21 protein-coding genes are annotated in these 23,931 nt (G+C 54.3%); 17 read left to right on the top strand and 4 right to left on the bottom strand.

Annotated elements, in window-relative coordinates; translation table 11 throughout:
- Window positions 1-773 precede the first annotated feature (773 nt).
- Window positions 774-1,688, bottom strand: coding sequence for an AraC family transcriptional regulator (locus CAG22_RS04395; protein WP_085704602.1), 915 nt, complete (start codon window positions 1,686-1,688; stop codon window positions 774-776).
- Window positions 1,689-1,846: 158 nt separating this feature from the next.
- Here CAG22_RS04395 and CAG22_RS04390 point away from each other — a divergent pair, with 158 nt between their 5' ends.
- Entirely contained in the window at window positions 1,847-2,605 is a 759-nt protein-coding gene (locus CAG22_RS04390; protein ID WP_085704600.1) for an SDR family NAD(P)-dependent oxidoreductase, read from the top strand.
- 153 nt (window positions 2,606-2,758) lie between these two features.
- On the opposite strand, the gene CAG22_RS04385 is transcribed toward CAG22_RS04390, so the two are convergent.
- On the bottom strand, window positions 2,759-4,381 hold the full coding sequence (locus CAG22_RS04385; protein ID WP_085704597.1) for a sigma-54-dependent Fis family transcriptional regulator: 1,623 nt from the start codon (window positions 4,379-4,381) through the stop codon (window positions 2,759-2,761).
- A 215-nt stretch (window positions 4,382-4,596) separates the two neighbouring features.
- Between CAG22_RS04385 and CAG22_RS04380 the strand changes: the two genes are divergently transcribed.
- The 10 genes from CAG22_RS04380 (at window position 4,597) to CAG22_RS04335 (ending at window position 15,598) form a co-directional block, all read left to right on the top strand.
- Window positions 4,597-5,820 (top strand): CaiB/BaiF CoA-transferase family protein, encoded by a 1,224-nt coding sequence (locus CAG22_RS04380; RefSeq protein ID WP_085704909.1) that lies wholly within the window; start codon window positions 4,597-4,599, stop codon window positions 5,818-5,820.
- Between the two features lie 27 nt (window positions 5,821-5,847).
- Window positions 5,848-6,627, top strand: a complete 780-nt coding sequence (locus CAG22_RS04375; protein ID WP_085704595.1) for an enoyl-CoA hydratase-related protein — start codon at window positions 5,848-5,850, stop codon at window positions 6,625-6,627.
- Between the two features lie 30 nt (window positions 6,628-6,657).
- Window positions 6,658-7,824 (top strand): acyl-CoA dehydrogenase family protein, encoded by a 1,167-nt coding sequence (locus CAG22_RS04370; protein ID WP_085704593.1) that lies wholly within the window; start codon window positions 6,658-6,660, stop codon window positions 7,822-7,824.
- 25 nt (window positions 7,825-7,849) lie between these two features.
- Window positions 7,850-8,722, top strand: a complete 873-nt coding sequence (locus CAG22_RS04365) for a 3-hydroxyacyl-CoA dehydrogenase family protein (protein ID WP_085704591.1) — start codon at window positions 7,850-7,852, stop codon at window positions 8,720-8,722.
- A 3-nt stretch (window positions 8,723-8,725) separates the two neighbouring features.
- A complete protein-coding gene (locus CAG22_RS04360; RefSeq protein ID WP_085704589.1) occupies window positions 8,726-9,373 on the top strand; it encodes a 3-hydroxyacyl-CoA dehydrogenase family protein in 648 nt (215 codons plus the stop codon).
- 39 nt (window positions 9,374-9,412) lie between these two features.
- Window positions 9,413-10,525, top strand: a complete 1,113-nt coding sequence (locus CAG22_RS04355) for a CaiB/BaiF CoA-transferase family protein (protein WP_085704587.1) — start codon at window positions 9,413-9,415, stop codon at window positions 10,523-10,525.
- Between the two features lie 14 nt (window positions 10,526-10,539).
- A complete protein-coding gene (locus tag CAG22_RS04350) occupies window positions 10,540-11,538 on the top strand; it encodes an NADPH:quinone oxidoreductase family protein (RefSeq protein WP_085704585.1) in 999 nt (332 codons plus the stop codon).
- A 1-nt stretch (window position 11,539) separates the two neighbouring features.
- Window positions 11,540-13,057 (top strand): 3-hydroxyacyl-CoA dehydrogenase PaaH, encoded by a 1,518-nt coding sequence (gene paaH, locus CAG22_RS04345; protein ID WP_085704583.1) that lies wholly within the window; start codon window positions 11,540-11,542, stop codon window positions 13,055-13,057.
- 64 nt (window positions 13,058-13,121) lie between these two features.
- Window positions 13,122-14,822: a class I adenylate-forming enzyme family protein gene (locus tag CAG22_RS04340; protein WP_085704581.1), complete on the top strand. Its 1,701-nt coding sequence runs from the start codon at window positions 13,122-13,124 to the stop codon at window positions 14,820-14,822.
- Window positions 14,819-15,598 (top strand): SDR family NAD(P)-dependent oxidoreductase, encoded by a 780-nt coding sequence (locus CAG22_RS04335; protein ID WP_085704579.1) that lies wholly within the window; start codon window positions 14,819-14,821, stop codon window positions 15,596-15,598. Before CAG22_RS04340 ends, CAG22_RS04335 begins: the two co-directional genes overlap by 4 nt.
- 132 nt (window positions 15,599-15,730) lie before the next feature.
- Here the strand turns inward: CAG22_RS04335 and CAG22_RS04330 are convergent, their stop codons facing one another.
- Entirely contained in the window at window positions 15,731-16,324 is a 594-nt protein-coding gene (locus CAG22_RS04330) for a TetR/AcrR family transcriptional regulator (protein WP_170929267.1), read from the bottom strand.
- Between the two features lie 344 nt (window positions 16,325-16,668).
- Between CAG22_RS04330 and CAG22_RS04325 the strand changes: the two genes are divergently transcribed.
- The 6 genes from CAG22_RS04325 to CAG22_RS04300 all read left to right on the top strand — a co-directional run bounded on the left by CAG22_RS04325 (window position 16,669) and on the right by CAG22_RS04300 (window position 22,937).
- Window positions 16,669-17,436 (top strand): enoyl-CoA hydratase/isomerase family protein, encoded by a 768-nt coding sequence (locus CAG22_RS04325; RefSeq protein ID WP_085704575.1) that lies wholly within the window; start codon window positions 16,669-16,671, stop codon window positions 17,434-17,436.
- Between the two features lie 2 nt (window positions 17,437-17,438).
- Window positions 17,439-18,182, top strand: a complete 744-nt coding sequence (locus tag CAG22_RS04320) for an SDR family NAD(P)-dependent oxidoreductase (protein ID WP_085704573.1) — start codon at window positions 17,439-17,441, stop codon at window positions 18,180-18,182.
- Between the two features lie 256 nt (window positions 18,183-18,438).
- On the top strand, window positions 18,439-19,791 hold the full coding sequence (locus CAG22_RS04315) for an MFS transporter (protein ID WP_085704571.1): 1,353 nt from the start codon (window positions 18,439-18,441) through the stop codon (window positions 19,789-19,791).
- A gap of 450 nt (window positions 19,792-20,241) precedes the next feature.
- Window positions 20,242-20,949 (top strand): hypothetical protein, encoded by a 708-nt coding sequence (locus tag CAG22_RS27160; protein WP_139833400.1) that lies wholly within the window; start codon window positions 20,242-20,244, stop codon window positions 20,947-20,949.
- Between the two features lie 575 nt (window positions 20,950-21,524).
- The gene (locus CAG22_RS04305; RefSeq protein ID WP_371916846.1) at window positions 21,525-22,421 is read left to right on the top strand and encodes a hypothetical protein; all 897 of its coding nucleotides are present in this window, start codon (window positions 21,525-21,527) and stop codon (window positions 22,419-22,421) included.
- A 150-nt stretch (window positions 22,422-22,571) separates the two neighbouring features.
- Window positions 22,572-22,937, top strand: a complete 366-nt coding sequence (locus CAG22_RS04300; protein WP_085704565.1) for a histone-like nucleoid-structuring protein, MvaT/MvaU family — start codon at window positions 22,572-22,574, stop codon at window positions 22,935-22,937.
- 164 nt (window positions 22,938-23,101) lie between these two features.
- Here the strand turns inward: CAG22_RS04300 and CAG22_RS04295 are convergent, their stop codons facing one another.
- Window positions 23,102-23,503: a helix-turn-helix domain-containing protein gene (locus CAG22_RS04295; RefSeq protein WP_085704563.1), complete on the bottom strand. Its 402-nt coding sequence runs from the start codon at window positions 23,501-23,503 to the stop codon at window positions 23,102-23,104.
- Window positions 23,504-23,931: the final 428 nt, after the last annotated feature.

Below are 23,931 nucleotides of genomic sequence, written 5' to 3'. Positions count from 1 at the left end.
AGCAAGTGCTCATATTTTCTTCCAATGATCCATGCCTTGTTCGTGCATGGCCGAGTCGACTTTCAAGGTGCTGAAAAAAACCGGGCAAGGTAGCGAGTTAAGGTACCGATCGCCTAGTTTTCGCATCGGATGAAGCCTCCAAATGTTATGCCGGGTACCGTCTGAATAAGCTCTAAGCCCCGTCGTTACTAGGTTTTCACCTCGAGTGAGAGGTTCGACCTTGTTAGTGCCACAATCGAGACGTAAAAGTTTTTGTTTTTGTTTGAGCGTTCAGTGAAGTTAAGTAAAATTGATTTATTAACAATGATTGGCGACTGTCAGTCAACTCACTTAGTAAAATTCGCACTCAATGCTTGGTGGTAAGATCATTCCCGTTTCTCGATGTGTCTCATCTCGAATGGAGCACGGCGTAACCACGAAATCGCTTCTCCATAAAGATCTAGAAGGAGTTAATGTGTGCAAAATGGTATTGGCGTGAGGGGCGCTTAATTCTACGCACAGCACAGCGAACAAGTTTCACTCAGGGGCTTGCTAAGCGAGCTGCGCGAGACTGATATTGCCGCTATCGGAGATGAGTTGAAAGTGGTCAAACCGCCACCGACCACGGCTGGAACGGCAAGCTACTCTGCGAAGTCTTCGCTGGGTATAGAATCGGTTGATAGTCCACCGCCACCGCAAGTTTTCCGATCCGTATCGCGTACAAAAGCCATTTGAACGAACAGGCGCTGCAGGCTGACGCGCTACTTGATCAAGCTTGGTGAAACTCATGGTTCTCAAGCGTTGTCGCCGTGTTGAAGAGCCTTGCCAGAGACTGCTTGACGCATTTCGCGCGCGTCGCGGGTAGGAGATGCGCCGAATTGCCTTAGGTATTCGCGGCTAAACTGAGATGCGCTTTCATAACCGACAGCGAACGCCACGTCAGAAACGCGATGCTCGCCAGCCAGCAAAAGCTGGCGAGCTTCCTGCAGCCTAAGCTGTTTCTGATACTGGATAGGGCTTAGGCCTGTCATCGACAGAAAATGACGATGCAGACTTGCCCGGCTCATGCCGCTTGCGTCGCACAACGCCTCGATGTGCAGCCGAGAGTTGTAATTGTCCCTAATGCAGGCAACAGCCCGCCGGATGCTACCCAGTGCCCCATCGGGTTGGGCAATCTGGCGCAGCTGTCGGCCCTGAGGGCCCAGGAGGAGACGATAGAGCAGTTCCCGTTCGACCATTGGGGCGAGAACGGGGATATCGGCAGGTGTGTCAAGCAATGACAACAAGCGGAGTAACGTGTCGCGAAGCGGAGCGGTCATCGGATGTATCGCGATGCCCATCCCAGTTTGTTCTTTCTCGCGAATTGAAGGCATGGTTGCCGCCAATTCCGCCAGTACGGCAGCATCCAGCTCGAGCGATATTGCAACGTAGGGCTGTCCGTCTCCCGCATCAAGAATTTGCCCGATCAGGGGCAGATCCAAAGCGCTGATAAGATATTGCTCGCTGTCGTAACTTAAAAGGTCATCGTTAATCGCAACGCGCTTTGAGCCTTGCAGGATAAAACAAATCATCGACCGATACAGGCATGGCGCCTTATCTGTAGAGCCTTGGCCGATGCAGATGTCTACACGCGGGATCATCGTAGTAGTCAAGCCCGCTGCAGCATGGCGCAGGGCTATATCAAGGTGCGGAGCTAGCTGATTGGTCATAGGACAATTATGCCAATGGCGGGCCTCTAAGCAAGGTGGTTGAGACAATCAGGCAATAAATTGAGCTGATTGGGCGTGGGTTAAAAACCGGTCATTGCCTATCTTGAGCAGGTCAAAAAAACGCGGGACACCGCGCCTAATCCTAGTAGAGACAGCTCATGACCAACCAGATCGCACTCATCACTGGGGCCAGCCGTGGCCTTGGCCGCAACATGGCCCTTCACCTCTCCAAGCGAGACGTTCATATCATCGGAACCTATCTTAGCGGCGCCGCTGAAGCTGAGACGCTGAAGCAGGAAATCGAAGAGCGGGGCGGCAAGGCAACAATGTTGTCGCTCGACATCACTGATACCGCCAGCTACCAGGCTTTTTCAAGCGCCCTGACTGACACGCTGAAGACCGACTTCGGCCGTGAGCGCTTCGACTTCCTCGTCAACAATGCAGGAAATGGCCTCTTTGCAAACTTTATTGACGCGACCGAAGACCAATTTGCCTCACTCGTCTCCACGCATCTTCGCGGCCCGATTTTCCTAACTCAGAAGCTGTTACCTCTCTTGGAAGACGGCGGTCGCATCCTAAACGTTTCCTCCGGCTTCGTGCGTTTTACATTGCCGGGGTACAGCGTTTACGCGGCCGTGAAGGCCGCCGTTGAAGTGCTCACTCGCTACATGGCTGTAGAACTAGGTTCGAGACAAATTCGGGTGAATGCAATTGCACCGGGCGCCATCGAAACCGATTTCGGTGGTGGCACGGTACGTGACAACAAAGATGTCAACGCCTATGTGGCACAGGGTATCGCGCTGCGTCGGGTAGGTTTGCCGGACGATGTCGGTAGTGCGGTTGCGGCAATCCTATCTGATGACATGGCCTGGGCTAACGGGACGACCTTTGACATCTCTGGCGGGCAGTTACTGTAACCAAAATTCTACATGCAATCGCTACGCCGTATTAGCCGCGTTGCACTAGACAAAGATCAATGTTGGTGTGCTGAGGGATGATGGGCATGCAGTCCATCATCCCGCTGTTGATTGCCACGCGCAGTTAGCGCCTTCGCAGCAATTTGACGACGCTCAAGCCTGTCCTAAATCCGCCAGCCGTTTGTAGAGATATGACCTTGAAATGCCGAGCTCCGCGGCGACGCGTTTCTTGTTCCCATCGTACTTCTTGAGAGCATCGCGAATCAGGTTCAGCTCAACATTGTCCATGGTGTCCTTCATCGTCAATACAGAGGCCTCGGTCGACTGGCTCTCGCTTGAGACCTCGTCTCCGTTACCCAGGTGAGCAAAGTCTTTGGCCTCCAACTCATGATGGTTGGCAAAAATGATCGCTTGTTGAACCTCATGATAGAGCTGGCGCACGTTGCCTGGCCATGGGTATCGCTGCAGCAAAACCAAGGCGTTCGGATTGATGCTTCGCACGTTCGAACCGACTCGTTGAGAGATATGGGCGATGAAATGACGAGTAAGCAGCGGGATATCCTCTCGGCGCTCGCGCAGCGGAGGAATAGTGAGGGTTACGCCGTTGATGCGATAGTAGAGATCTGCCCTGTAGTCTTGGGCTGCGATGGCCTCTTTGAGGTCTCGGTTTGTGGCGCTGATCAGACGGAAGTCAACGGTACGCGCCTTGTTGCTACCTACTCGTTCAAAACTGCTCCCCTCCAGAACGCGGAGGAGTTTCACCTGCGCTTCCAGCGGTAGATCGCCGATCTCATCAAGGAAAAGGCTGCTGCGATCTGCCAGCTCGAATTTACCTACGCGCCCCTCGCGTTTCGCCCCCGTGAAGGCACCCTGGTCGTATCCGAACAATTCACTTTCCACCAACGTGTCGGGTAAGGCGCCACAGTTGACTACCACCATCGGCTTCTCATCACGGCGACTCAAATTGTGGATCGCGTGAGCGACGAGCTCTTTGCCGGTACCGCTTTCGCCCGCGATGAACACGGGCACATCGAGGGGCGCAACCTTACGTATTTGCGCTTTCAGTCGCTGAATGGCCTCGCTTTCCCCAACGATCTCGTCCAGGCCGAATGTACGGTGCCGCAACCGGGTCAATTCCGTTTCGTAATAGTTGACCTCTGCTCGAAGTGAGGAGATCTGCCGGCTCAGTTCATGGACTTCTTCCGGCGCACGGAACATCACTCGACCGATCGCACCGACGACCTCATCACCTCGGGTGATCGGGATCCGGTTCACGACCCGTGAGGTGTTGCGCATTTGCTGCACCTGACCAATTTCTGCTTTCCCTGTGCGAACTACATCTTGAAGTCGGGTGTTTTCAATGACATCGACGACAGGCTGGCCGACCGCGCCTCCTGGTTTGAAACCGAAAAACCTCTCATGCACTGGGCTGATGTATCGCAGGACGGCGTCACGATCTACAACGGTAATGCCTTCGTAGGGATTCGTGATGAAGTGCTTGAGGATATCGAAAGCGATGTCCACGGTGCCGATGAAATCCAACAAGGCGTGGTCTGCAAGCTCGTCATGGACGATCACCATTGTCAGATTCGTGTGCCGCAGACACAGCGCGATGCGCTTGTCCTCATCGCCCAGTGAAATGAGTTGTTTCGATTCAGATAGCCCAGTGATCAGGTCTTTTAGCCGATGTTGGAACGCGGAGTCGACGGCGCCGGGCGTGCAAAATTGGACGGCATAGTTGGCATCGAAAACGACCAACTCGAAGCTAGGATGCATTACGACACCTCGTTATTTTTGTGGTCACCGCACTGTCCATGGAGTAGACAGTTTAGAGGAATTTTGTGTCTTCTTGAGATACAACTTCGATGATCTCAGAGGCACCTGTCAACTGGTGTTTACTCCAATTAATCAGCATCACGTTGATAAATAAGGGGTTTTTTAGGGTGGCATGGCCGTTGCAAAACACCTCCCAAAGACAAAAGGGGAATCCCATGCACGCCAACGAACTCCCTATCGGTCATTCCGAGCCGACATTCTCCATCCTGGAAGGGGTGCGGGTGCTAGACCTGACCACTTCGATAGCAGGGCCATACGCGACCATGCTGCTTTCCGATTTCGGTGCTGACGTAATCAAGATTGAACGTCCGACTGGAGACGATGCACGTTACTGGGGGCCGCCCTTCATAGATGGTGAGTCGCTGTGGTTTTTGAGCGTCAATCGAAACAAGCGCAGCGTCAAACTCGATTTCACCAACGCATCTGGCCGGGCCGTCTTTGAGGCGTTGTTGGACAAAGCAGATGTCGTCGTCACCAACCAGACCAAAGACGTCCAGGCAAAACTCGGCATGACGCCTGCTGAACTCCGTTCGAGCCGTGAACGGTTGATTGTGGCCAGCATTACCGGCTTTGGGCTGTCTGGAAGAAATTCGAGCAAGCCGTGCTATGACCTGATTGCCGAGGGCTACAGCGGCATCATGGATCTCACGGGGCCATCGGATGCAGCCCCACAAAAGGTAGGAGCTCCCGCGGCAGATATGCTGGCTGGAGGTGACGCCGCGATGGCGGTGCTAGCTGCGCTTTATCGACGTCAGCACACCGGTCAGGGGGCGACCGTGGACATCGCGTTGACCGAGAGCATGGTGCGATTTACGTCACCTCGAATTGTCCCTTACCTAGGCTCTGGAGAGGTTTCGCGTCGAACAGGCGGTCGGGACAGCGTCATTGCCATTTATCAGACCTTTGACACGGCTGATGAGCCACTCACCCTGAGCCTTGGCACCGATCGTATCTGGCAGCGTTTTTGGGATCTTGTGCAGCGCCCGGAGGTTGGGATCGATCCTGCCCTGGCTAACAACGCCCAGCGACGCGAGCGCAGAGAGGAGATTGTGTCTGTGATCCAAGAGATCCTGGTTACAAAACCTCGTGCGCAATGGCTCGACATGCTCGCTGAAGCTGGGGTACCTGCAGGCCCGATCTATCGGGTCGACGAAGTCACCGAAGACGATCATTTCCATGACCGCAATCTTTTCTTCCAGATCCCTCGCAACGGCTATGCATTGCCACAAGTGGGCCTCGGCATCCAGCTCGACGGCAAAGCCGCTGGATACCGAAACGCTCCACCACGGCTGGGTGAACATACCCAGCAGGTACTCGCGGATTTACTGGGTTACTCACCAGCGCAATGCGAGATCCTGCGTAACGACAACGTCATTTGAACAGTTCCAGTACTGAAGGATAACCCCATGCAATACGAGACCATCCTGTACAAAGAAGACGGCCCGATTGGCACTCTGACGCTGAATCGCCCCGATGACGGCAACATGTTCACTAAAACGATGTGCCTCGAAATCCGTGACTGCATCGAATCGATCCGCACCGAGACGCGCACCCGCGTCCTGGTTATCACCGGCGCTGGCGATCGCTTCTTCTGTACTGGCGGCCGCAAGGATGGAATGGAGGATTCACTTCTCTACGCAGGGGTTCTTCCGACCCTTGAGATGTACGACGCGATTGAGCGCCTTCAGAAGCCTGTGATCGCGAGTGTGAATGGCTATGCAGTAGGTGGTGGCAACGTCCTTCAGGTGGTGTGTGATTTGTCCATTGCGAAGGAAAGCGCCATCTTCCGCCAAGTTGGCCCGATGGTGGGCAGCTTCGACGCTGGCTACGGCACATGGTATCTGGAGGATCTGGTCGGCAAGCGGCGTGCGAAAGAAATGTGGTTCTTGAACGACAAGCTGACCGCTCAACAAGCACTTGAGTATGGGCTGATCAACAAAGTCGTGCCGGACGATCAATTGGAAGCCGCAACCCGGGAAATGGCGTTAGCCGTGGCTGAGCGTGGTGCATTCGCCTTGGCATCGTTGAAGGCCGCGTTCACGGCCCGTCATAACGGCGTTGCCGGTCTGGCGCGGGTCTCACACGACCTTTTACTGCGCCCTTATCTCGAGTCGGAGGAGGCTCATGAGCTCAAGGACTCTTTCGCCGCTCGCCGTAAGCCAGATGCGAGCAAGTTCGGGCATTGATCCATCTTTCCTGGGTTGTTGGAGTCTTCCATGAATGTAATCGAAAGGCTGGATAGCCAGCTGGGCCTTAATCCCGAAGAGGCAATGCTTCTTGAGTCTGTTAAGGCGCTTGCGCGAGATGAAATCGCTCCTCGAGCTGCTCACTACGATGAGACGAAGGAGTTCCCCTGGGCCAACGTTGAGGCCATCAATCGTCTGGGGCTGAACGCAATGTTCATTCCAGAAGAATATGGGGGCGCTGGCCTGTCCTACCTGGTCTACCTGGCATGCGTTCGTGAGATCAGTGCTGCCTGTGCAAGCACCGGCATCATTTGGGCAACCAATTACCATGCGATCAAGCCAATCATTGAATTTGGTACAGAGGAACAGAAGGAGCGGTTACTGCCCGTCATCGCAAATGGCGGACTTGGTGCGCTGGTCATTACCGAGCCTGATGCAGGCTCTGATGCTACGGGAATGCGAACCAGTTTTCGTGAGCATGGCGATCACATCGTCGTCAGCGGTAGCAAAACGTTCATCACCAATGGCGATGTAGCCGACATTTACCTCGTTTTTGGGAAGTGGGCAGGGGTAGACGACCCCAAGCAAGCTATCTCCTGTCTGGTCATCGAAAAGGGTACGCCGGGGCTGAGCGTGGCCCGTCTTGAAGACAAGCTTGGTCACCGTGCTTCCAGCACTGCAACGCTGAATTTTGATGAGTGCCGTGTTCCGCGAAGCAACCTGATACGAGGGCCTGGCCATGGCCTGAAGATGCTGATTGCATCCTTGAACAAATCCAGGCCCAGCGTTGGCGCTCACTCGCTTGGCATCGCCCGAGCCGCTTTCAACGACGCGGTGGCCTACATCAACGGGCGTCGTCAGTCCTCGAAACGGATTATTGAGTTCCAAGGAATTCAATTCTTGCTAGCTGACCTCGCCTCTGAGCTCGCGTTGTGCGAAGGGTGGTTGCTGAACGTCGCACGCCTTGTGGATAGCGGCATCCATGATATCGGCGTAGAAGCGTCAATTCTCAAACTGCGTGCCTCCGATCTTGCCATGCGCATGGCTACAGAGGCTATTCAGCTCCATGGCGGCTACGGCTACTGCAAGGAATACCGAGTTGAGCGGTTATTCAGAGACGCCAAAATCGAGCAGATCTGGGAAGGTACCAATCAGATCCACCGACAAATAATCGGCCGCAGTTTCGTCGAGCGTTGATCGGCCTTCACATAGGAAAAGAACAATGTCAAACCTATCAATCTGCGTAGCTGGCTGCGGCACTATGGGGACGGGTATTGCGATCGTCGCTGCCCGTGGCGGTGCAACGACCGTCCTGTACGACCTTGATCCAGCTCGTCTCGAAGCCGCGCGCGCTCAAATGGCGGGCTTCTTCGAGAAATCGGTTGCGCGGGGAAAACTATCCGCCGAGCAGGTCACAGAAATCATGGGGCGCGTAAGCGTGACCACCGACCCTTCTCAGGTAGCGAGCTGCAACCTGGTAATTGAGGCGGTTTTTGAAGACCTGCATATCAAAGGTGCATTGTTCCAACAACTGAACGAACACTGCAGCCCCGAGACGCTATTTGCTTCCAATACCTCCACGCTGTCCATTACTGAAATCGCAGCAATCAGTGGTCGACCTGATCGATTTGTCGGCATGCATTTTTGCCTTCCGGCGCAGCTGATGAAGCTCGTTGAAATGTCGCCAGGCATCGAAACCACTGACGATACGTTTGCCCAAGCTTGGGCGATTTGTGAGTCGATCGGTCAGCGACCGGTGAAGACCCTAGATCAGCCGGGTTTCATCCTGAACTGCTTCCTCGTGCCGTTCAACAATGACGCAATTCGCTTGGTAGAGCAGGGTGTGGCGGCGCCTGTGGAGATTGATAAAGCCATCAAGGGCGCATTGGGGTATGCGATGGGGCCGATGGAGTTACTGGATCTGGTCGGGTTGGATACCCAAGTACTGTTGTGCGAGGCGTTGCACGGTGTCACCCATGAACCGCGTGCCGCTTGCCCGCCATTGCTCCGAAGGATGGTAGCCGCCAAGCATTTGGGTCGTAAAACACAGCGAGGCTTCCTTGAGTACGACTCCAACAAAATCTTCGGGAGCTAATCCATGAAATGCACTATCCAAGCTGCAGGCACCAGCCGTTCGTTTCCAACTGCCCATCCCCTGATCGAGGCACACGAGGCCAATACAGAGATACTCGTTTTGACCGGGGAAAAGGCTGGTCAGGCCTATGCAGAACTGAGCGATGCCGATCGCTACCGACTGATTCTCATCGAGCTTGGGGATGAGTGTTTAGGCGTCCATACCGGCGAAACACGAGGATTGGAGGGAAGTCAGGTACTTGGCTTCGCACGGTTCCGGCTGGGGCACGCGGAGCCGACTCCTCTGGTTGAAATCGTCCGCCAGCCGGCCACGCCGTCCGAGTCGGTCTCGCTTGCTCAGGCTCTGTTTGAGGCTCACGGGTTGAAGACCGCGGTTTGCGCGGATTTTCCTGGACGAATCGTTAACCGATTGGTTCGGCCTTACTACAACGCGGCACTTGCCAAACTCGATTCTGGTCTGGCTACCGCGGACGACCTCGACCTCACGTTGAAGCTTGGTCTGGGCTACCCGGAAGGGCCCATTGAACTCCTGGAGCGAAGCGGCCTTGCCGAGCACTGCGTAACTACTGAGGCCTTGCACCGTGCACTGGGTGATTCCGCTTATGCACCCGCCCGCCGAGCACAAGTCGCGCTGGCTCGATCACAACGCTAAGGCGTGTTTCACCCACAAGTCCAATAAGAGGTGAATGCTATGCAACCGTTGGAAGGACTGCTGGTTCTCGACTTCAGCACGCTGCTCCCTGGGCCTATGGCGAGTTTGATTCTTGCCGACGCCGGCGCACGGGTCGTCAAGCTCGAGAAGCCGGAGCGCGGTGATGAGATGCGCACCTATGAACCCAAACTCGGTGACGACAGCGTCAACTTCGCACTACTCAACCGTGGTAAACAGTCGATCGCAATCGACCTCAAATCGCCCGATGCGGTTCAGCGACTCAAGCCACTCATCGAACGCGCAGATGTGCTGATTGAGCAGTTCCGGCCAGGTGTGATGGAACGCTTGGGGCTGGGCTTCGAGGCCGTACGCCGCATGAACCCAAAATTGGTGTACTGCTCGATAACCGGATGGGGACAGACTGGCCCTAAAGCCCGCAATGCTGGGCATGACCTCAACTACATGGCTGAGACCGGGGTACTGAGCGTAAGCGGGATCGACTCAGTCCCAGTGCTTCCGCAGGTGCTTGCTGCCGATATTGGTGGTGGTGCCTATCCAGCAGTGATGAACATCATGTTTGCACTCGCCCAGCGAGATCGTACCGGGCTCGGCTGCCATCTTGACGTCTCCATGGCTGACAACCTCTATGCATTCATGTACTGGGGACTTGGTAATGGATTTGCGTTGAATCGCTGGCCCGGGACAAGTGACGAAATCGTCACAGGCGGTTCGCCACGCTATCAGATCTATCGCACTGCAGACGACCGTTACCTTGCAGCAGCCCCGCTTGAGCCCAAGTTCTGGTCACTGTTCTGCGAACTGATAGATCTGCCAGAGTCGTTGCGAGAGGAACACGCGGCTCCTGACTCGGTAAAAACGGCAGTGGCGGAGCGTATTGCCCGTCACACCGCTGAACACTGGAAAACGGTGTTTGATGGCAAAGATGTCTGTTGCTCGATCGTGGCAACTTTGGAGGAAGGCGTACGCGATGCCCAGGTCGCTGCCCGGTGCCTTTTCGATCGTCAGGTTGAGACGAGTGGTCGCAAGATTCCAGCTCTGCCGACCCCCGTGTCACCACTCTTCCGCTCAATGCAGACGTGCGCAAATGCGCCGCGGCTGAACGAAACCCAAGACCCACTTTTGCTCATCTGAACGGGAGACGACTGATGCGTAGTTATCGCGTCCATGAACATGGCGAGCCGTACATCTTGCAGATAGATGAGCTGCCTCAGCTTGAGCCGAAAGCTGGGGAGATCGTTGTCGATGTAAAAGCGGCTGGGATCAACTTTCCTGATGTGCTGGTCATTTCTGGAAAGTATCAACTGCTTCCACCGCGTCCATTCACGCCTGGTAAGGACTTCGCCGGTGTCGTCCGATCAGTGGGCCCGGGCGTAGTGGGTTATGCACCTGGTGATCGAATCATGTCACAGATCGAGTGGGGTGCATTTGCAGAGCAGGCAATCACTACGCCTGCTCAAAGCTTCCACATGCCAGACGGACTCGACTTCCCTGAAGCAGCAGCGATGGGCCTTGTGTACCAGACAGCTTACTTCTCGCTGACTGAAAGAGGGCAGTTGAAAGCCGGGGAGACGGTACTCATTGGCGGTGCATCAGGCGGCATTGGGTTGGCCGCTGTTCAAATCGCCAAAGGTCTTGGCGCCACCGTTATCGCGGGCGTACGAAATGACGTAGAGGCGCAGGTAGCCAGGGACTCAGGGGCCGATCACATCATTGATCTGTCTGGAAACAACCTCAAAGATCTTATTCGAGAGCAGGTCTATGCGGTCACGGATGGGTACGGTGCTGATGTAGTCATCGATCCACTAGGTGATCAATTTTTCGCTGGCGCTATACGCGCTACCGCCTGGTGTGGGCGGGTAGTCGTCATCGGTTTTGCCGCCGGTGAAATTCCTTCAGTGAAAGTCAATTACCTGCTCTTGAAGAACATTGGCGTCTGTGGCTTGCAATGGAGCGATTACCGCGATCGGACACCTGAGAAGGTAGAGGCCGCGCAGCAAGCGCTTTTTCAGCTATGGCGCAAGGGGGCCGTAAAGCCGCGCATCATGCGTCTGTTCGATTTTGACAGCGCCTGTGAAGCCCTGACCTTGGTAAAGGAAGGCAAGGTGCAAGGCAAAGCTGTGGTTTCCATGGGAAGGGGGGTATGACATGGCGGCTCTGAACACATCGACCCAGATCGCCGTAATCGGTGCTGGTGCAATGGGGAGTGGCATCGCTCAAGTTGCCGCAGCTGCGGGCCATCCGGTTTGGCTGTATGACGCTCGTGACGGAGTAGCGGAGAAAAGCCGTCAGCAAATACGCGCAATTTTTTCCCGCTTGGTTGAAAAGGGCAAGATGACCTCAGAACACGCTGCGCTAGCAGGTGAGGCTCTCAAGGTCGCGACCGCACTCGAAGATGTCGCACAAGCGGGCTTGGTAATTGAGGCTATCGTTGAGGATCTCGAAGCCAAACGGCAGCTTTTTTCTGAGCTGGAAGCCGTCATTGATCCTCGAGCATTACTTGCGACCAATACTTCCTCAGTCTCTGTCACGGCAATTGCCGCCAAGCTTGAGCATCCTCACCGAGTAGCTGGACTTCACTTTTTCAACCCTGCACCTTTGATGGCGCTGGTTGAGATCGTGTCAGGGTTGGCCACTGCTCCAGATGTCGCTCAGACCCTTTACGAAACCGCAGAGGGTTGGGGCAAAAAGCCGGTTCATACGCGGTCGACACCTGGGTTTATTGTCAATCGAGTCGCCCGTCCTTTTTATGCCGAAGCCTTACGTTTGATGGAAGAGCAGGTGTCCAGTGCTTCTACATTGGATGCACTGCTCCGTGAGGGTGGACGTTTTCCGATGGGCCCCTTCGAACTGATGGACTTGATCGGCCATGACGTGAACTTTGCTGTGACATGCTCTGTCTTCAACGCCTATTTCCAAGATCCTCGCTTCAAACCTTCCCTCACTCAGCAGGAGCTGGTGATGGCGGGCTATCTGGGCCGGAAGTCGGGGCGTGGCTTTTATCCCTATGGCCCGGATGCAGAAGCCCCCGTTATCGCAGAATTGCCCATTCAACCGGCGCCTTCCGTGGTGATAATTGAAGGCGACCTCGGCCCCGGTGAGGCTTTGGTGTCGGGTATTCCAAGCAGCATCGCGGTCAAGCGGAGCTCAGGCAGTGGTGTGATTCGACTGGAGGGCTGTACGCTTGCTTTAAGTGATGGCCGCACTGCCACTATTCGTAGCGCCGAAGACGACGTCCCTGATTTGGTGCTCTTTGACTTGGCGTTTGACTATGGAAAACCTGGGCGAATTGCCATTGCGACCTCTGATCAGGCATCGCCGCGCAGCCTGCAAATTGCTGCAGGTTTCTTGCAGTCGATTGGCTGGCAAGTCAGCGTAGTTGAAGACAGTCCTGGCCTCGTAGTGCTACGCACTGTGGCGATGCTGGCGAACGAGGCAGCCGACGCACTCTTGCAGTCCGTTGCAAGTGCCGAGGACATCGATAAAGCGATGCGTTTCGGGGTGAACTATCCCCAAGGGCCATTGGCGTGGGCCGACCGCTTAGGGACGGGTTACATCTATCGAGTGCTCAAAGGCCTGCAAGATAACTATCAGGAAGATCGGTATCGCCCATCGGCGCTGTTGCGACGTTTGGCAGCGAGCGGAGGCAGTTTACAAAAAGCCTGACTGCACGCCAGGCCGCTCTGGCTACTCAACCTTCGCAAATAATAGAAATAAGATTGGAGGCACCATGCGCTCGACTTTGATGACCTTGCACGATCCCCAGCTCGCGCGGGACTTTTATTCCCGTGGTCTGTGGCAGGACGTGACACTCTACGGAATGGCTGCCTGTCATGCCATTACGCACCCAGACCGCTTTGCAATTCAAGATTGTCAGCACCGTCTGACCTGGGCGCAGCTAGTAAGCTGGGCCGATAGCGTAGCCGCTGCATTGCATAGCGCTGGTCTGCAAAGCGGTGACCGCGTGGCAGGATGGTTGCCAAGCCGAGTCGAATGCGTGGTTTTGTTCCTCGCCTGTTCGCGCAACGGCTATGTTTCGATGCAAGCGTTACATCAGAACCACACCGTTGATGAAGTTTTCACCTTGATCGAACGGTGCGATGTACGGGCGTTTGTCGGTCAGCCCGGATACGGTGCAGATTCTGACAGGATGGACATCTTTCCTCGGCTGCAAGGGCTTAAAGGCTTCTGTCGAGCATATGCGCTTGCGGCCCCAAGGAGCTTAGATTTCGAGTTGCCGCAATCCGCAGAGCATTTCCCTCGGGATCTGGCCGGACATGAACTACCGCCGTGCGACGATAACCCAGACAAGATTGTTTACATCGCATTTACCTCGGGCACTACCGGTCAACCCAAGGCACTGATGCATAGCGACAACACATTGCTGGCGAATGGCAGGGCGCTCGTCGCTGACTGGGCACTGTCCCGTGAAACGGTCATGTACTGCTTGGGCCCCCTTAGTCACCATGTGGCGACGGTGGGGTTGGAGCAATGCTTGGTTACCGGCTGTGAATTCGTGGTCAACGATCAACTCAAGGGGGTTCAACCCCTTGACCGAATCATTGAATGTGGCGCGGCTTACGTCATGGGCGTGCCTACCCATGCAATCGATATCCTTCAAGAAGTGCGCAGAAGGGGGCTTAAGCAACTTGGTCGGGTGAAAACATTCTACCTGGCGGGTGCTGCGATCCCTGAAGAGGTTGCAAGGCAGCTAGTAGCGCTTGGTGTGATGCCTCAGAACATCTATGGCATGAGTGAGAACGGGTCACACAATGCGACGGTTCCCTCCGATAGCGTTGAAACGCTGACCAGGACTGTTGGGAAACCTGTAGGCCGTGGCAATCCGGCCTATGAAGTGAAAATTTGGAAAGCCGACAATCGCGACATTGAAGCTTCACCTGGGGAGGTTGGAGAGATCGGTGGCCGCGGTGCAACTCTAATGCTCGGGTACTTCGGAAATCACGCCTCAACTCAAGCGTCGTTCAACCGTCACGGCTGGTTCATGAGTGGTGACTTAGGACGAATGGATGAGGAGGGCAATCTCGAGATTGTGGGACGGTCGAAAGACCTGATTATCCGTGGGGGGCACAACATCTACCCCGCAGAGATCGAAAACCTGGCTCTTCGAAACCCAGTGGTTGCGAAAGCTGCTGCTTTTCCAGTAGCCGATCCTCGGTTAGGCGAAAAAGTGTGCCTTGCAATCATTCCAGCACCAGGTACTCAGCCCACTGGCGATGAAATCCTCCATCACCTCAATGAGGTTGGTCTCTCTCGATTTGATATGCCTGAATACTATCTGTGTGTTGAAGCCTTCCCAATGACCGCCAGCGGTAAAATTCTGAAGCGAGAATTGACTGAGCAGGTCAAGGACGGCCATCTAAAGCCGACCGCTGTTCGCTGGAGCGGTACCGCAGAGGTGGCCAGCGCATGACCATCAATCGCGATGTTGTTGACACCCTGTTACGACTGGATGGGAAGGTTGCGCTGATCACCGGTGCTGCCTCTGGTATTGGACGCGCCCAGGTAGAATTGTTCAGAGCAGCCGGGGCGAAAGTCGCGGCTCTGGATATCGATACTCACGGGCTCGAGGCGCTGTTGGCATCGCAGGATGATCATATGCTGACATTACCAGTTGATCTTCGCGAACCTCATTCGGTAAAGGCCTGTGTCGAGGCCGTTCAGCAAGAGCTAGGAGGAATAGACATCCTGTGTAATACGGCAGGAGTTTTGGACGGCTTCAACCGCTGTCTGGATACGGACGATGAGCTCTGGGATCGTACCATCGACATCAACGTGGGCAGCCTTTTCCGGCTTACCCGGGAGGTTTTGCCTCACATGCTGGCAAATGGTGCTGGGGTTATTGTAAATATCTCCTCCACCGCCGGATTGTTTGCAGGAGGGGGAGGAGCAGCGTACACAACCAGCAAGCATGCAGTGTTGGGTTTCACCAAACAGCTGTCTTACGACTATGGTCGCCAAGGTATCCGTGCTAACGCGATCTGCCCTGGAATGATTGAAACCAGCATGACTAGAGATGTGCTTGCCGATAGTGACTCAAAATTCGGCAAGGTTGTACGAAGCGTTCCTGCTGGCCGCGTCGGGACACCTCAAGATATCGCCAACGTTGCCCTTTTCCTTGCAAGCGATGCAGCCCAATTTATCCACGGCGCCTCCTTCGTTGTGGACGGCGGACTTACGATCAAGTAGGTCATTGGGCGTCTATTGCTTACCCCAGCTACTCGCTAGCTGGGGTAGCCATTTTCAACGCCTCCAGGTCTTCGTTCTCACGCTGCCTGGCTGACGGGGCTACGAGTGCTGCCCAGCCTCGAAGTGATCGCCCTATGGTTCCGCGAGTTCGACTACCAGCGTATCTACAAGCCGACAGAGCAAGTCGCAGTGGCAATCTTCCACGAGCCACGGATCGTCATACAGATGGCTCTTCAGAATGGCCAAGATGCTATTGGTTACGCCAGAGAGCTTGGCTTGCGACATGTCCAGACCGCAGCGTGCCCATATTGCCTGTCCTAAAAGATGCCTGAAGCGACGATGGAGTTCTTCCACCTCGGCGCGCTTATCTTTCGGCAGCCGTCCAAGCTCCCTGTACGCAAGAGCAAGAGGGAGGCGATCCTTCTTTGCTTGATGCAGAAAAACCTTCATGAGCGCTGTTAATTGATACCTAGGTTTCTGGCGAAAAACTTCTGTGGCCGTCACAGCTGTCAAGAGGGCGCTTAGGGACTCATCCATGAGATCAAGAAGCAGCGTTTGTTTGCTTTCGATGTAGTGGTACAGCGATCCTGAACTGATGCCAGAGCCTTTAGCGATCTCGCGTAGCGATACTGCTTCATATCCTTGTTCATGAAACAGTCGAGCTGCTACCTCCATGATCCGTAGTGAGCGTTCTTGCTGGATGATCACTGGGCTAGTCGAATGCATACGGACTCTCCAATAGGGTTCAAAGCATCCATTCGCAAGGGGTGTGCCAAGCGACAACCCGGCTCGACTGTGCTTGCCTCGAGTGACTGAACCATGAGTTTCTTGAATGAAAGTGTCCGCTCTAAAAACACGCCAAGACGCAGTTTTGTCGGCAACGAAGACAATCTGGTCTTGAGGAGCGTGCGATGTACCTGTGCTCACCGCGTACGGCTTGGTTTCGAGGAATTCACCACGGCATGGCACGTAGTTTGCGGATAGCATCATGGGTACCTGCCGATGCCGGGCAGGTTTATCGCACTCCTGAACTCGAAGCGCATTGAGTCAAACAAAAACGAGGAAAGTCGATGACGGTATCTCTCACCCGGGAAGGGCCATATGCTCACCTGGTACTGGATCGTCCTGAAGCGCTGAACGCGCTCAGCTTTGCAATACTGGCCGAAATCGGGGACGCCTTAGACGAAGCAGCTCGCTGGGACATCAGCGCATTGATCATCACTGGCGCAGGAGAAAAAGCTTTCTGTGCTGGCGCTGACATCAAAGAGCTACAAGACCGCACGCTTGTACAGCAACGAAAGGGGCTGGAACTGGGGCAGGCTGTGTTTTCCCGGCTGGATCGCTTTCCTGTCCCATCAATTGCTGCCATTAACGGATACACCTTTGGTGGCGGGCTAGAGCTCGCGCTGGCATGTACCTTCAGAATTGCCTCATCGAAAGCAAAAATGGGTTTGCCTGAGGTCAAGCTGGGCCTGATGCCTGGCTACGGCGGGACGCAGCGTCTTCCGAGACTGATCGGGGAAGCTAGAGCGATGGAGTTGATCCTGACAGGGCGCACTGTAGAAGCAAGCGAAGCGCACTCCATCGGGCTTGTGAACCAAGTCATTGAGGGTGAGGTGGTGGGAGCTGCAATAGCCTTTGCAGATCAATTCCGAGGTTATAGCAAGCTCGCTACAGGCTTCGCGCGTGAAGCTGTTCAGCGAGCTCTTAGCGGGACGCTCGTCGACGGACTTCGCATCGAAGCAGACCTCGCCACGCTTGCCTTCCAGACTACAGACGCGGCAGAGGGCATGAGTGCCTTCGTTGAGAAACGTGCCCCTCAATTCAAGGATCAATGAACATGAGCGCTAAGAACATATTCCTTACCGGTGCGAGTCGCGGCATTGGAGCAGTGCTCGCGGTGGAGCTCGCCAATCGTGGCCACACCGTTGGTTGCTTCTCGCGAAAAGGCGTGGGCCCTGAATCCTCCTTGGTACCCGATGAGCTCCGCGACCGACTGATCTTCCTCAAGGGCGATGTCACAGATTCTTCGTCGATTGCAGGCGCGATGGAGGCTTTCACCGCCAAAGTCGGATCCATCCATGGCCTGATCAATAACGCCGGCATCCAAGCGGAAGCTCCTTCTGCGCAGCAGCCCTTAGCAGATTTCAACGAAGTGATCCAGACGAACGTCGCGGGGACGTTCTCTGCCTGTCAGCAGGTCTATCCGTTTCTGGAAAAAAACGGTGGTGGCTTGATTGTGAACGTTGGTTCGTTTTTCGATAAAATGGGGGTGAAACGCAATGCGGCCTATGCCGCCTCCAAAGCAGCGATTGCTGCCGTCGGGCGTTGCTTGGCCGTGGAGTGGGCCTCCAAAGGGATTCGAGTGTTGACAGTCGCACCCGGATACATCGAAACGGATCTGAACAAAGAGTTTCTCCAGTCGGAAAAAATCAAAAACTACCTCGCATCCCGTATCCCAGTAGGTGGCCCAGGATCTGCTCAGGACGTGGCAGGGTTGATAGCCATGCTCTTTAAGGAAAACATGCCTTACTTCACTGGCGAAACCATCTATTACGATGGTGGGCAAGGCATGGCGCTCTAGGATTTCCCAGCTCTCTTCCAAAACGGCCCCGCGGGGCCGTTTTTGCTTATGTAGCCCTGCAGATTAATGTGTCTTCGTCGAGGACAGTTTTACCGAGGCTGGGCATAAAGTCACAATTTAATTCTATTAAAAACAATAACCTAGATTGAATATTTGTGCTGGTACGCCCCTTGCAATCTCCCCTTTGGCTGCTCAGTACTTCGAGCAGCAGGACGGTTCACAAACACAACAAGAGACCTCCAGTGGAGATGTGCCCATGAGTCACCTCAGCGATACACCGCACCGCTCACCGATTGTAAGGGTGGCTTTTGCCAGCTTCATCGGGACTTTGATTGAGTACTTTGACTTCTTTCTCTTCGGTACCGCCGCAGCCCTGATTTTCAATAAGGTCTTCTTTCCGACACTGGATCCGCTGCTCGGTACACTAGCCGCATTTGGCGCCTTCGGTGCTGCGTTCGTAGCCAGGCCTCTGGGTGGCGTAATTTTCGGGCACTTCGGGGATCGGCTTGGACGCAAAGCCATGCTGGTTTTGAGCTTGTTGATGATGGGTTTGTCCACGCTATCCGTGGGATTAATGCCGACTTATGAGCAGGTCGGTGTGTTGGCTCCCATCCTGCTTTTGACTGCACGTCTGATCCAAGGCATCGCGATTGGAGGAGAGTGGAGTGGCGCAGTTTTAATGGCGGTAGAGCATGCTCCTCCAGGTCGGCGCGCCTTCTATGGGAGCTGGCCTCAGTGCGGCATCCCCGCGGGTCTCGTCCTGGCGACTTCATCGTTCTATCTGGTGCAGTTGCTACCTGACGATCAGATGATGAGCTGGGGATGGCGAGTTCCGTTCATAGCAAGCGCACTCTTGGTTGTCCTCGGCCTCTACATCCGGCTAAAGATAACCGAGACACCAGAGTTCGCCGAGATCAAGCGGGAAGGGCGGGAGGCTCGGTTCCCGATAACCGAGGTTGTGACGAAGGCATGGCGATCGGTACTCATCACCATGTTCTCGATGGCCGCTCCAAACATCATCTTCTACATCGCAACGGTCTTCATCCTTCAGTACGGTTCGAAGACCTTGGGTATGCCACGATCGACTGTCCTAGGGGCTGTCTGTTTAGCGTCATTTATCCAAGTATTCACGATCCCGTTCATTGCGATTCTGGCTGATAAGTACGGACGCCGCCCTGTGCTGATGACCGGTTGCGTGCTTACTATGATCTTTGCTTATCCCATTTTCTGGCTTGTCGACTCTGGCAAGACGCTGCACGTCTATATGGCTCTGATGCTCTGCTTGCCAGTTCTTCATGCCGCCACTTATGGCCCGCTTGCAAGCTTCGTAACAGAACAGTTCGACACGCAGCTGCGGTATACCGGCTCTGCCATTGGCTATCACGGCGGGGGCATGATCCACAGCGGGCCTGTGCCCTTCATCGCCACCACTCTGGTCGCTTGGTCAGGTGGTTCTTGGCCGCTGGCTCTCTACATCATGTTCGGAGGTTTACTGACCTTCATTGCGGTGAGTTTTGCGCGTGAGACAGCACCTCATTTGATGACTGCCAGCAAGGACAGCTCCCTAAAGAAGGGTGATGCTCTGATCCAAACATCTACTGCTCCCTAGCGTCGGGTTGCAGCGCCACTGGGGCCCGAATGGTCGAATCCATTCGGGCTTTTTTGTCTGTATGCGGGAGCTTCGTTGAATCGATAGCCCAACGGAAGCTTTCAAACTGGAGCGATCATGGCCCCTTTAGCAGTAGGTTAACGGATATTTACAGTTGAATTTTTCCCAGTCCATGCACGATAATGGCGCATTGATACTAGTCGTTACATGCCCAGTGGATAAAAATGCTGAGTGAAAAGAAAGCTCATAATGCATGTCTTCGCAGCTTTCGTAAGTCGATGGCTTGAAATTCTAGGTCACTACGTGCCAAGCAGTAACTCTCTGAGATGTAGGTGGCAAAAATAAGATAAGAAGTTATCTTGGCTGAAAATTGAGACCGCTAAGCAATACGCCCGTTGCAGGCGGTGATATCGAATTTATAATCACACTGAAGGATTTCAAAGCTAAATCATGGACTGCCCCATCCCGCAAAAGCCAGTCTTCAAAGCTGCACCAGCGCCATCTTGTCCGCCAGAATCGGCAGATCACTCCCAAAGCGTGAGCGATGACCGCAGCATTAGCATTAATATCGGCCAACTTCTACCACCGAATCCAAAGGCCGAAGGTGCGCTGCAATCGACTCTGGGTATTTCCGACAAGAAAGTTTATACCGTAAAAGTAGAAAATGATACCGATTGGCCAGCGGTCATTGCCTCCCTTGTGGTTGGGCTAGCAATTGCCTGGCTTGCCAAGCAGTCACAGCAAAGCCAAATTAAATCTTCGGCCGCAAATTTCCGGAATGAATGGCAGAGTGGTCTTAGATCGAAAATTGCGGAATTTTCTTCCAAAGTGGCGCTCATTCACTACAAGCTAGATAATGATAAAGATTACTTGAATAAAGACGCCTCGGATGAGATATTTAGCGAGCTTATCTATATCCAAAGCATTATTGAGCTCATGCTGGACAGTCGCAAGGAGTCCTCAAAGCAGCTGACGCGCACTATCGAAGAAGTCGTGCGGGAATTGAAGTCGGGGCGCACCGAGCTAGGGGCTCTTCTTAACAAACTAAACTCGCAAGCCAGCGATGTGCTTGAACAGGCTTGGCAAGATATTCGTCGAGATCTAGGGATGAAAGTTTCAAGAGGCGAAAGCCGGTTCAGGTTTTGGCGCAACTCATAAAGTGAACCCGCGAAGTCGTTTAAATTAGCATGCCAATGTTGACATTTTAATTGACGCCGAATATTTGCCTTGCTCATCTCTGATGAGTGAGGCAGGCCCTATTCACTCCATGGCTTTCCCTCGTGCGCTCTTTAAAAAGCAGGCCTCTTGACTTTCGTCATTGTAGCTGCTTTGAGAATCCGCTTAACGCTAAATGAAATGCTGGGCAACGGGCCTATACATCACTTTTGTCCACGCGCCGGCCCCGATGGGGGAAGAGCTGACCAGCTTCCCGCGAGAAATCGCAACCCTACTTGGGCGGGTCTCAAGAAAGAGCTCAGGCAGGATGAGGCAAGGTTGAACCGAGGGAGGAACCGCCTCCAAGCTGAGTGAGTCTGGGAGTGCGAGAGCGGGTAGCTGGTTTGTTCAAGCGCGATCATTGGTTATGTTAATGTGCTATCACGTAATCGGCAGGGAGTATCGTGATGGGTTGGAAAGGGACAGTGCGTTCGTTACATGCGTCTGCCAGGCGGGCAGAGCGAAATGCGCATCGACGGCAGCGCGAGCTTGAAAAGCGTCAAAAGGAGTTCGCGAAAATGGAGGCCCTAGAGCAGGCCGCCTATGAAGTCGACGTGTATGAGAACCACATCGATATCCTGCTTTCGATGCATAAGGAATGCGCCGAGCCAGTGAAGTGGAAAAAAATCTTATCCAAGCCGGAGCCCAAGCCGCCTTTGAAAAGCGGAGCCCTCGAGCAGGCTGCCATGCACGCCTCGGCGACCTATCGTCCGAGCTTCTGGGCTAGGTTGTTCAAGCTAGAGAGTCGTCAGCGCGCAGCGCTCATTTCGAAAATCGCCACTGCCCAAGCCGAAGATGAGCGGGTATTCCAAGGGCAGTTTGAAGAGTGGAAGACTCAGCACTCTGACTGGTCGGAGGAGCGGGACATTGCCCTGCGGATTCTTGATGGCGATCGCCAGGCAAAGCTCGACGCTATCGAAGCGTTCGAGTCATTCGAGGAAATTGCGCACCTCGGCTCATCCATTCAGATGATCGTCCATGAGGGAGGCGTGCTAGAGGCAAAGCTGGCTATTCACGGCTCGCACGTCATTCCCACCGAGATCAAATCGCTGCTCAAAAGCGGAAAACTGTCGACCAAGGCGATGCCTGCAGGCCGCTTCAACGAACTACACCAGGATTACGTATGCAGTTGCGCACTGCGGGTAGGCCGCGAGCTGCTGGCCATCTTGCCGGACGACCTGGTCATCGTTACTGCGATGGATAACGTGCTGAACAGCTCTACCGGGCACATGGAAGATCAGCCCATCCTCAGCGTTGCATTCTCCCGTGCCACTGTCGAAGGTCTTAACCTCGAAGCCATCGACCCTTCGGATGCGGTGAACAACTTTGTTCACAATATGAGCTTTAAAAAAGGTGCTGGCTTCTCGGCGGTAACATCCTTGGACGCGCAGCGCTTCGCTCGGGTAGGTGCATGAAGCGATACGAGCCTAGTTAGTAGGATGGATATAGTTCCCTATGTTGCTGTTGTGGTGAACTAACTACGCGTTGCAGTATCAAATTCATTAGGCCTGATGCTAAATTTGGGTTAATCTGTAAGCACTTTTTAAAGCACCTGAGGATTATATATGTCTCGTTTGGCAGAATTCCGAAAGCTTGAACAGACCTTGGCCGCGCAGCTCGCTGAGCTCGAAGCGATGAAGGGCAGCACCGAGCTGAAAAAGGAAATCGAATTTGAAGAAAAGCTTCGTGATTTGCTGAACAAATACGGCTTCAGCCTGCGGGACATCATCAACCTCTTGGATCCTCAAGCTGGTCGTCGTAGCGCCCCAGCTGTGGCTGAGAAATCACCGCGTCGCGCCCGCCAAGTGAAGCAGTACAAGAACCCCCACAACGGGGAGATCATTGAAACTAAGGGCGGCAACCACAAACTGTTGAAAGAGTGGAAAGCCCAGTACGGTGCCGATGAGGTTGAAGGCTGGGTAGCCAAATAAGATTGGGGTCTGCCATCGAAAGCCCCTTGAGGCGGGGGCTTTTGGGCCAGGTTATGGTTTGTTGCCTGGCGAGTTAGACCATGCATGTGCTGACGCACGGTGCTGTAGCGGATCTGTTCATGCTTTTTGGTGCTGCGTCGGGCCTATTTTCCGTAACTGGGCTCCTACTCTAAAAATTGCAGCTCTGACTGACTTGATTGCACTGCAGAGAGGCGCTTTCGTGAAACGGTCGATGCCGGTGGCGCAATTATCCCGCGCATTTCGTACTCCAGGCCGGTGATTCCACCGTCCCGCTCCAGACTTTCCATCTCCGCTCTGAGTGTCTTGATCAAGTCACTTACAGACAGGCCTGAATCTGCACTCAGGGTCAGAGTTAACAGCGACAGTGGGCTCAGATCTAGGCGCTGACTGATCTGTTCGAGCTTATCGAGTGTAGGGCTAGCTCGTCCCCCCTCGAGTTTGGATAGAAACGTGCGACTGGCGGTGTCGCCAAATTCCCTTTGCGAGATGTTCCGCTTAGCCCTGAGGGCACGTAGCACAGTAGAGAACGACGTTCTAAGCGTCATGCGATGCTCCTAAGTGCTCGATCGTTTCGCGCATCCAGTTGTGCCCCCTTACACTCAAACTGAGGTAATTCCAGCCTGTCATCCCCCCGGTAATAAGCTCTGCGGCAGTCTATCACGGTGCTTTCGGTATCAACGGCGTTGACGGCTCAGATCTTTTTACGATCGGCACATTAGGCCTACACATCCGTCGAGAAGCTGTTGATGCATACAGTATAGGCCATTTTCCTAGAAGGAGAACATTTGTACTCCTGTTATGCCGTTGGGTCTTCGAGGTCTGATCACGACGTGCTTGACGACGACTGCTTCGCTTTCTTCGCCGGAGAACGACTCTAGGGGCATCGATACTTTTTGCCCAAACAAGAAATGGCGCAGATGGGCGCGGAGCTCATAGAGCCGGGAGAAAAATCGCCTCGCTGGTGCTGATTTGG

This window comes from Pseudomonas sp. B8(2017), from assembly GCF_002113575.1.
GTDB classification, from domain to species: domain Bacteria; phylum Pseudomonadota; class Gammaproteobacteria; order Pseudomonadales; family Pseudomonadaceae; genus Aquipseudomonas; species Aquipseudomonas putida_Z.
The sequence above is the reverse complement of the archived record's forward strand: the minus strand, read 5'-3'. Positions and strand labels throughout refer to the sequence as shown.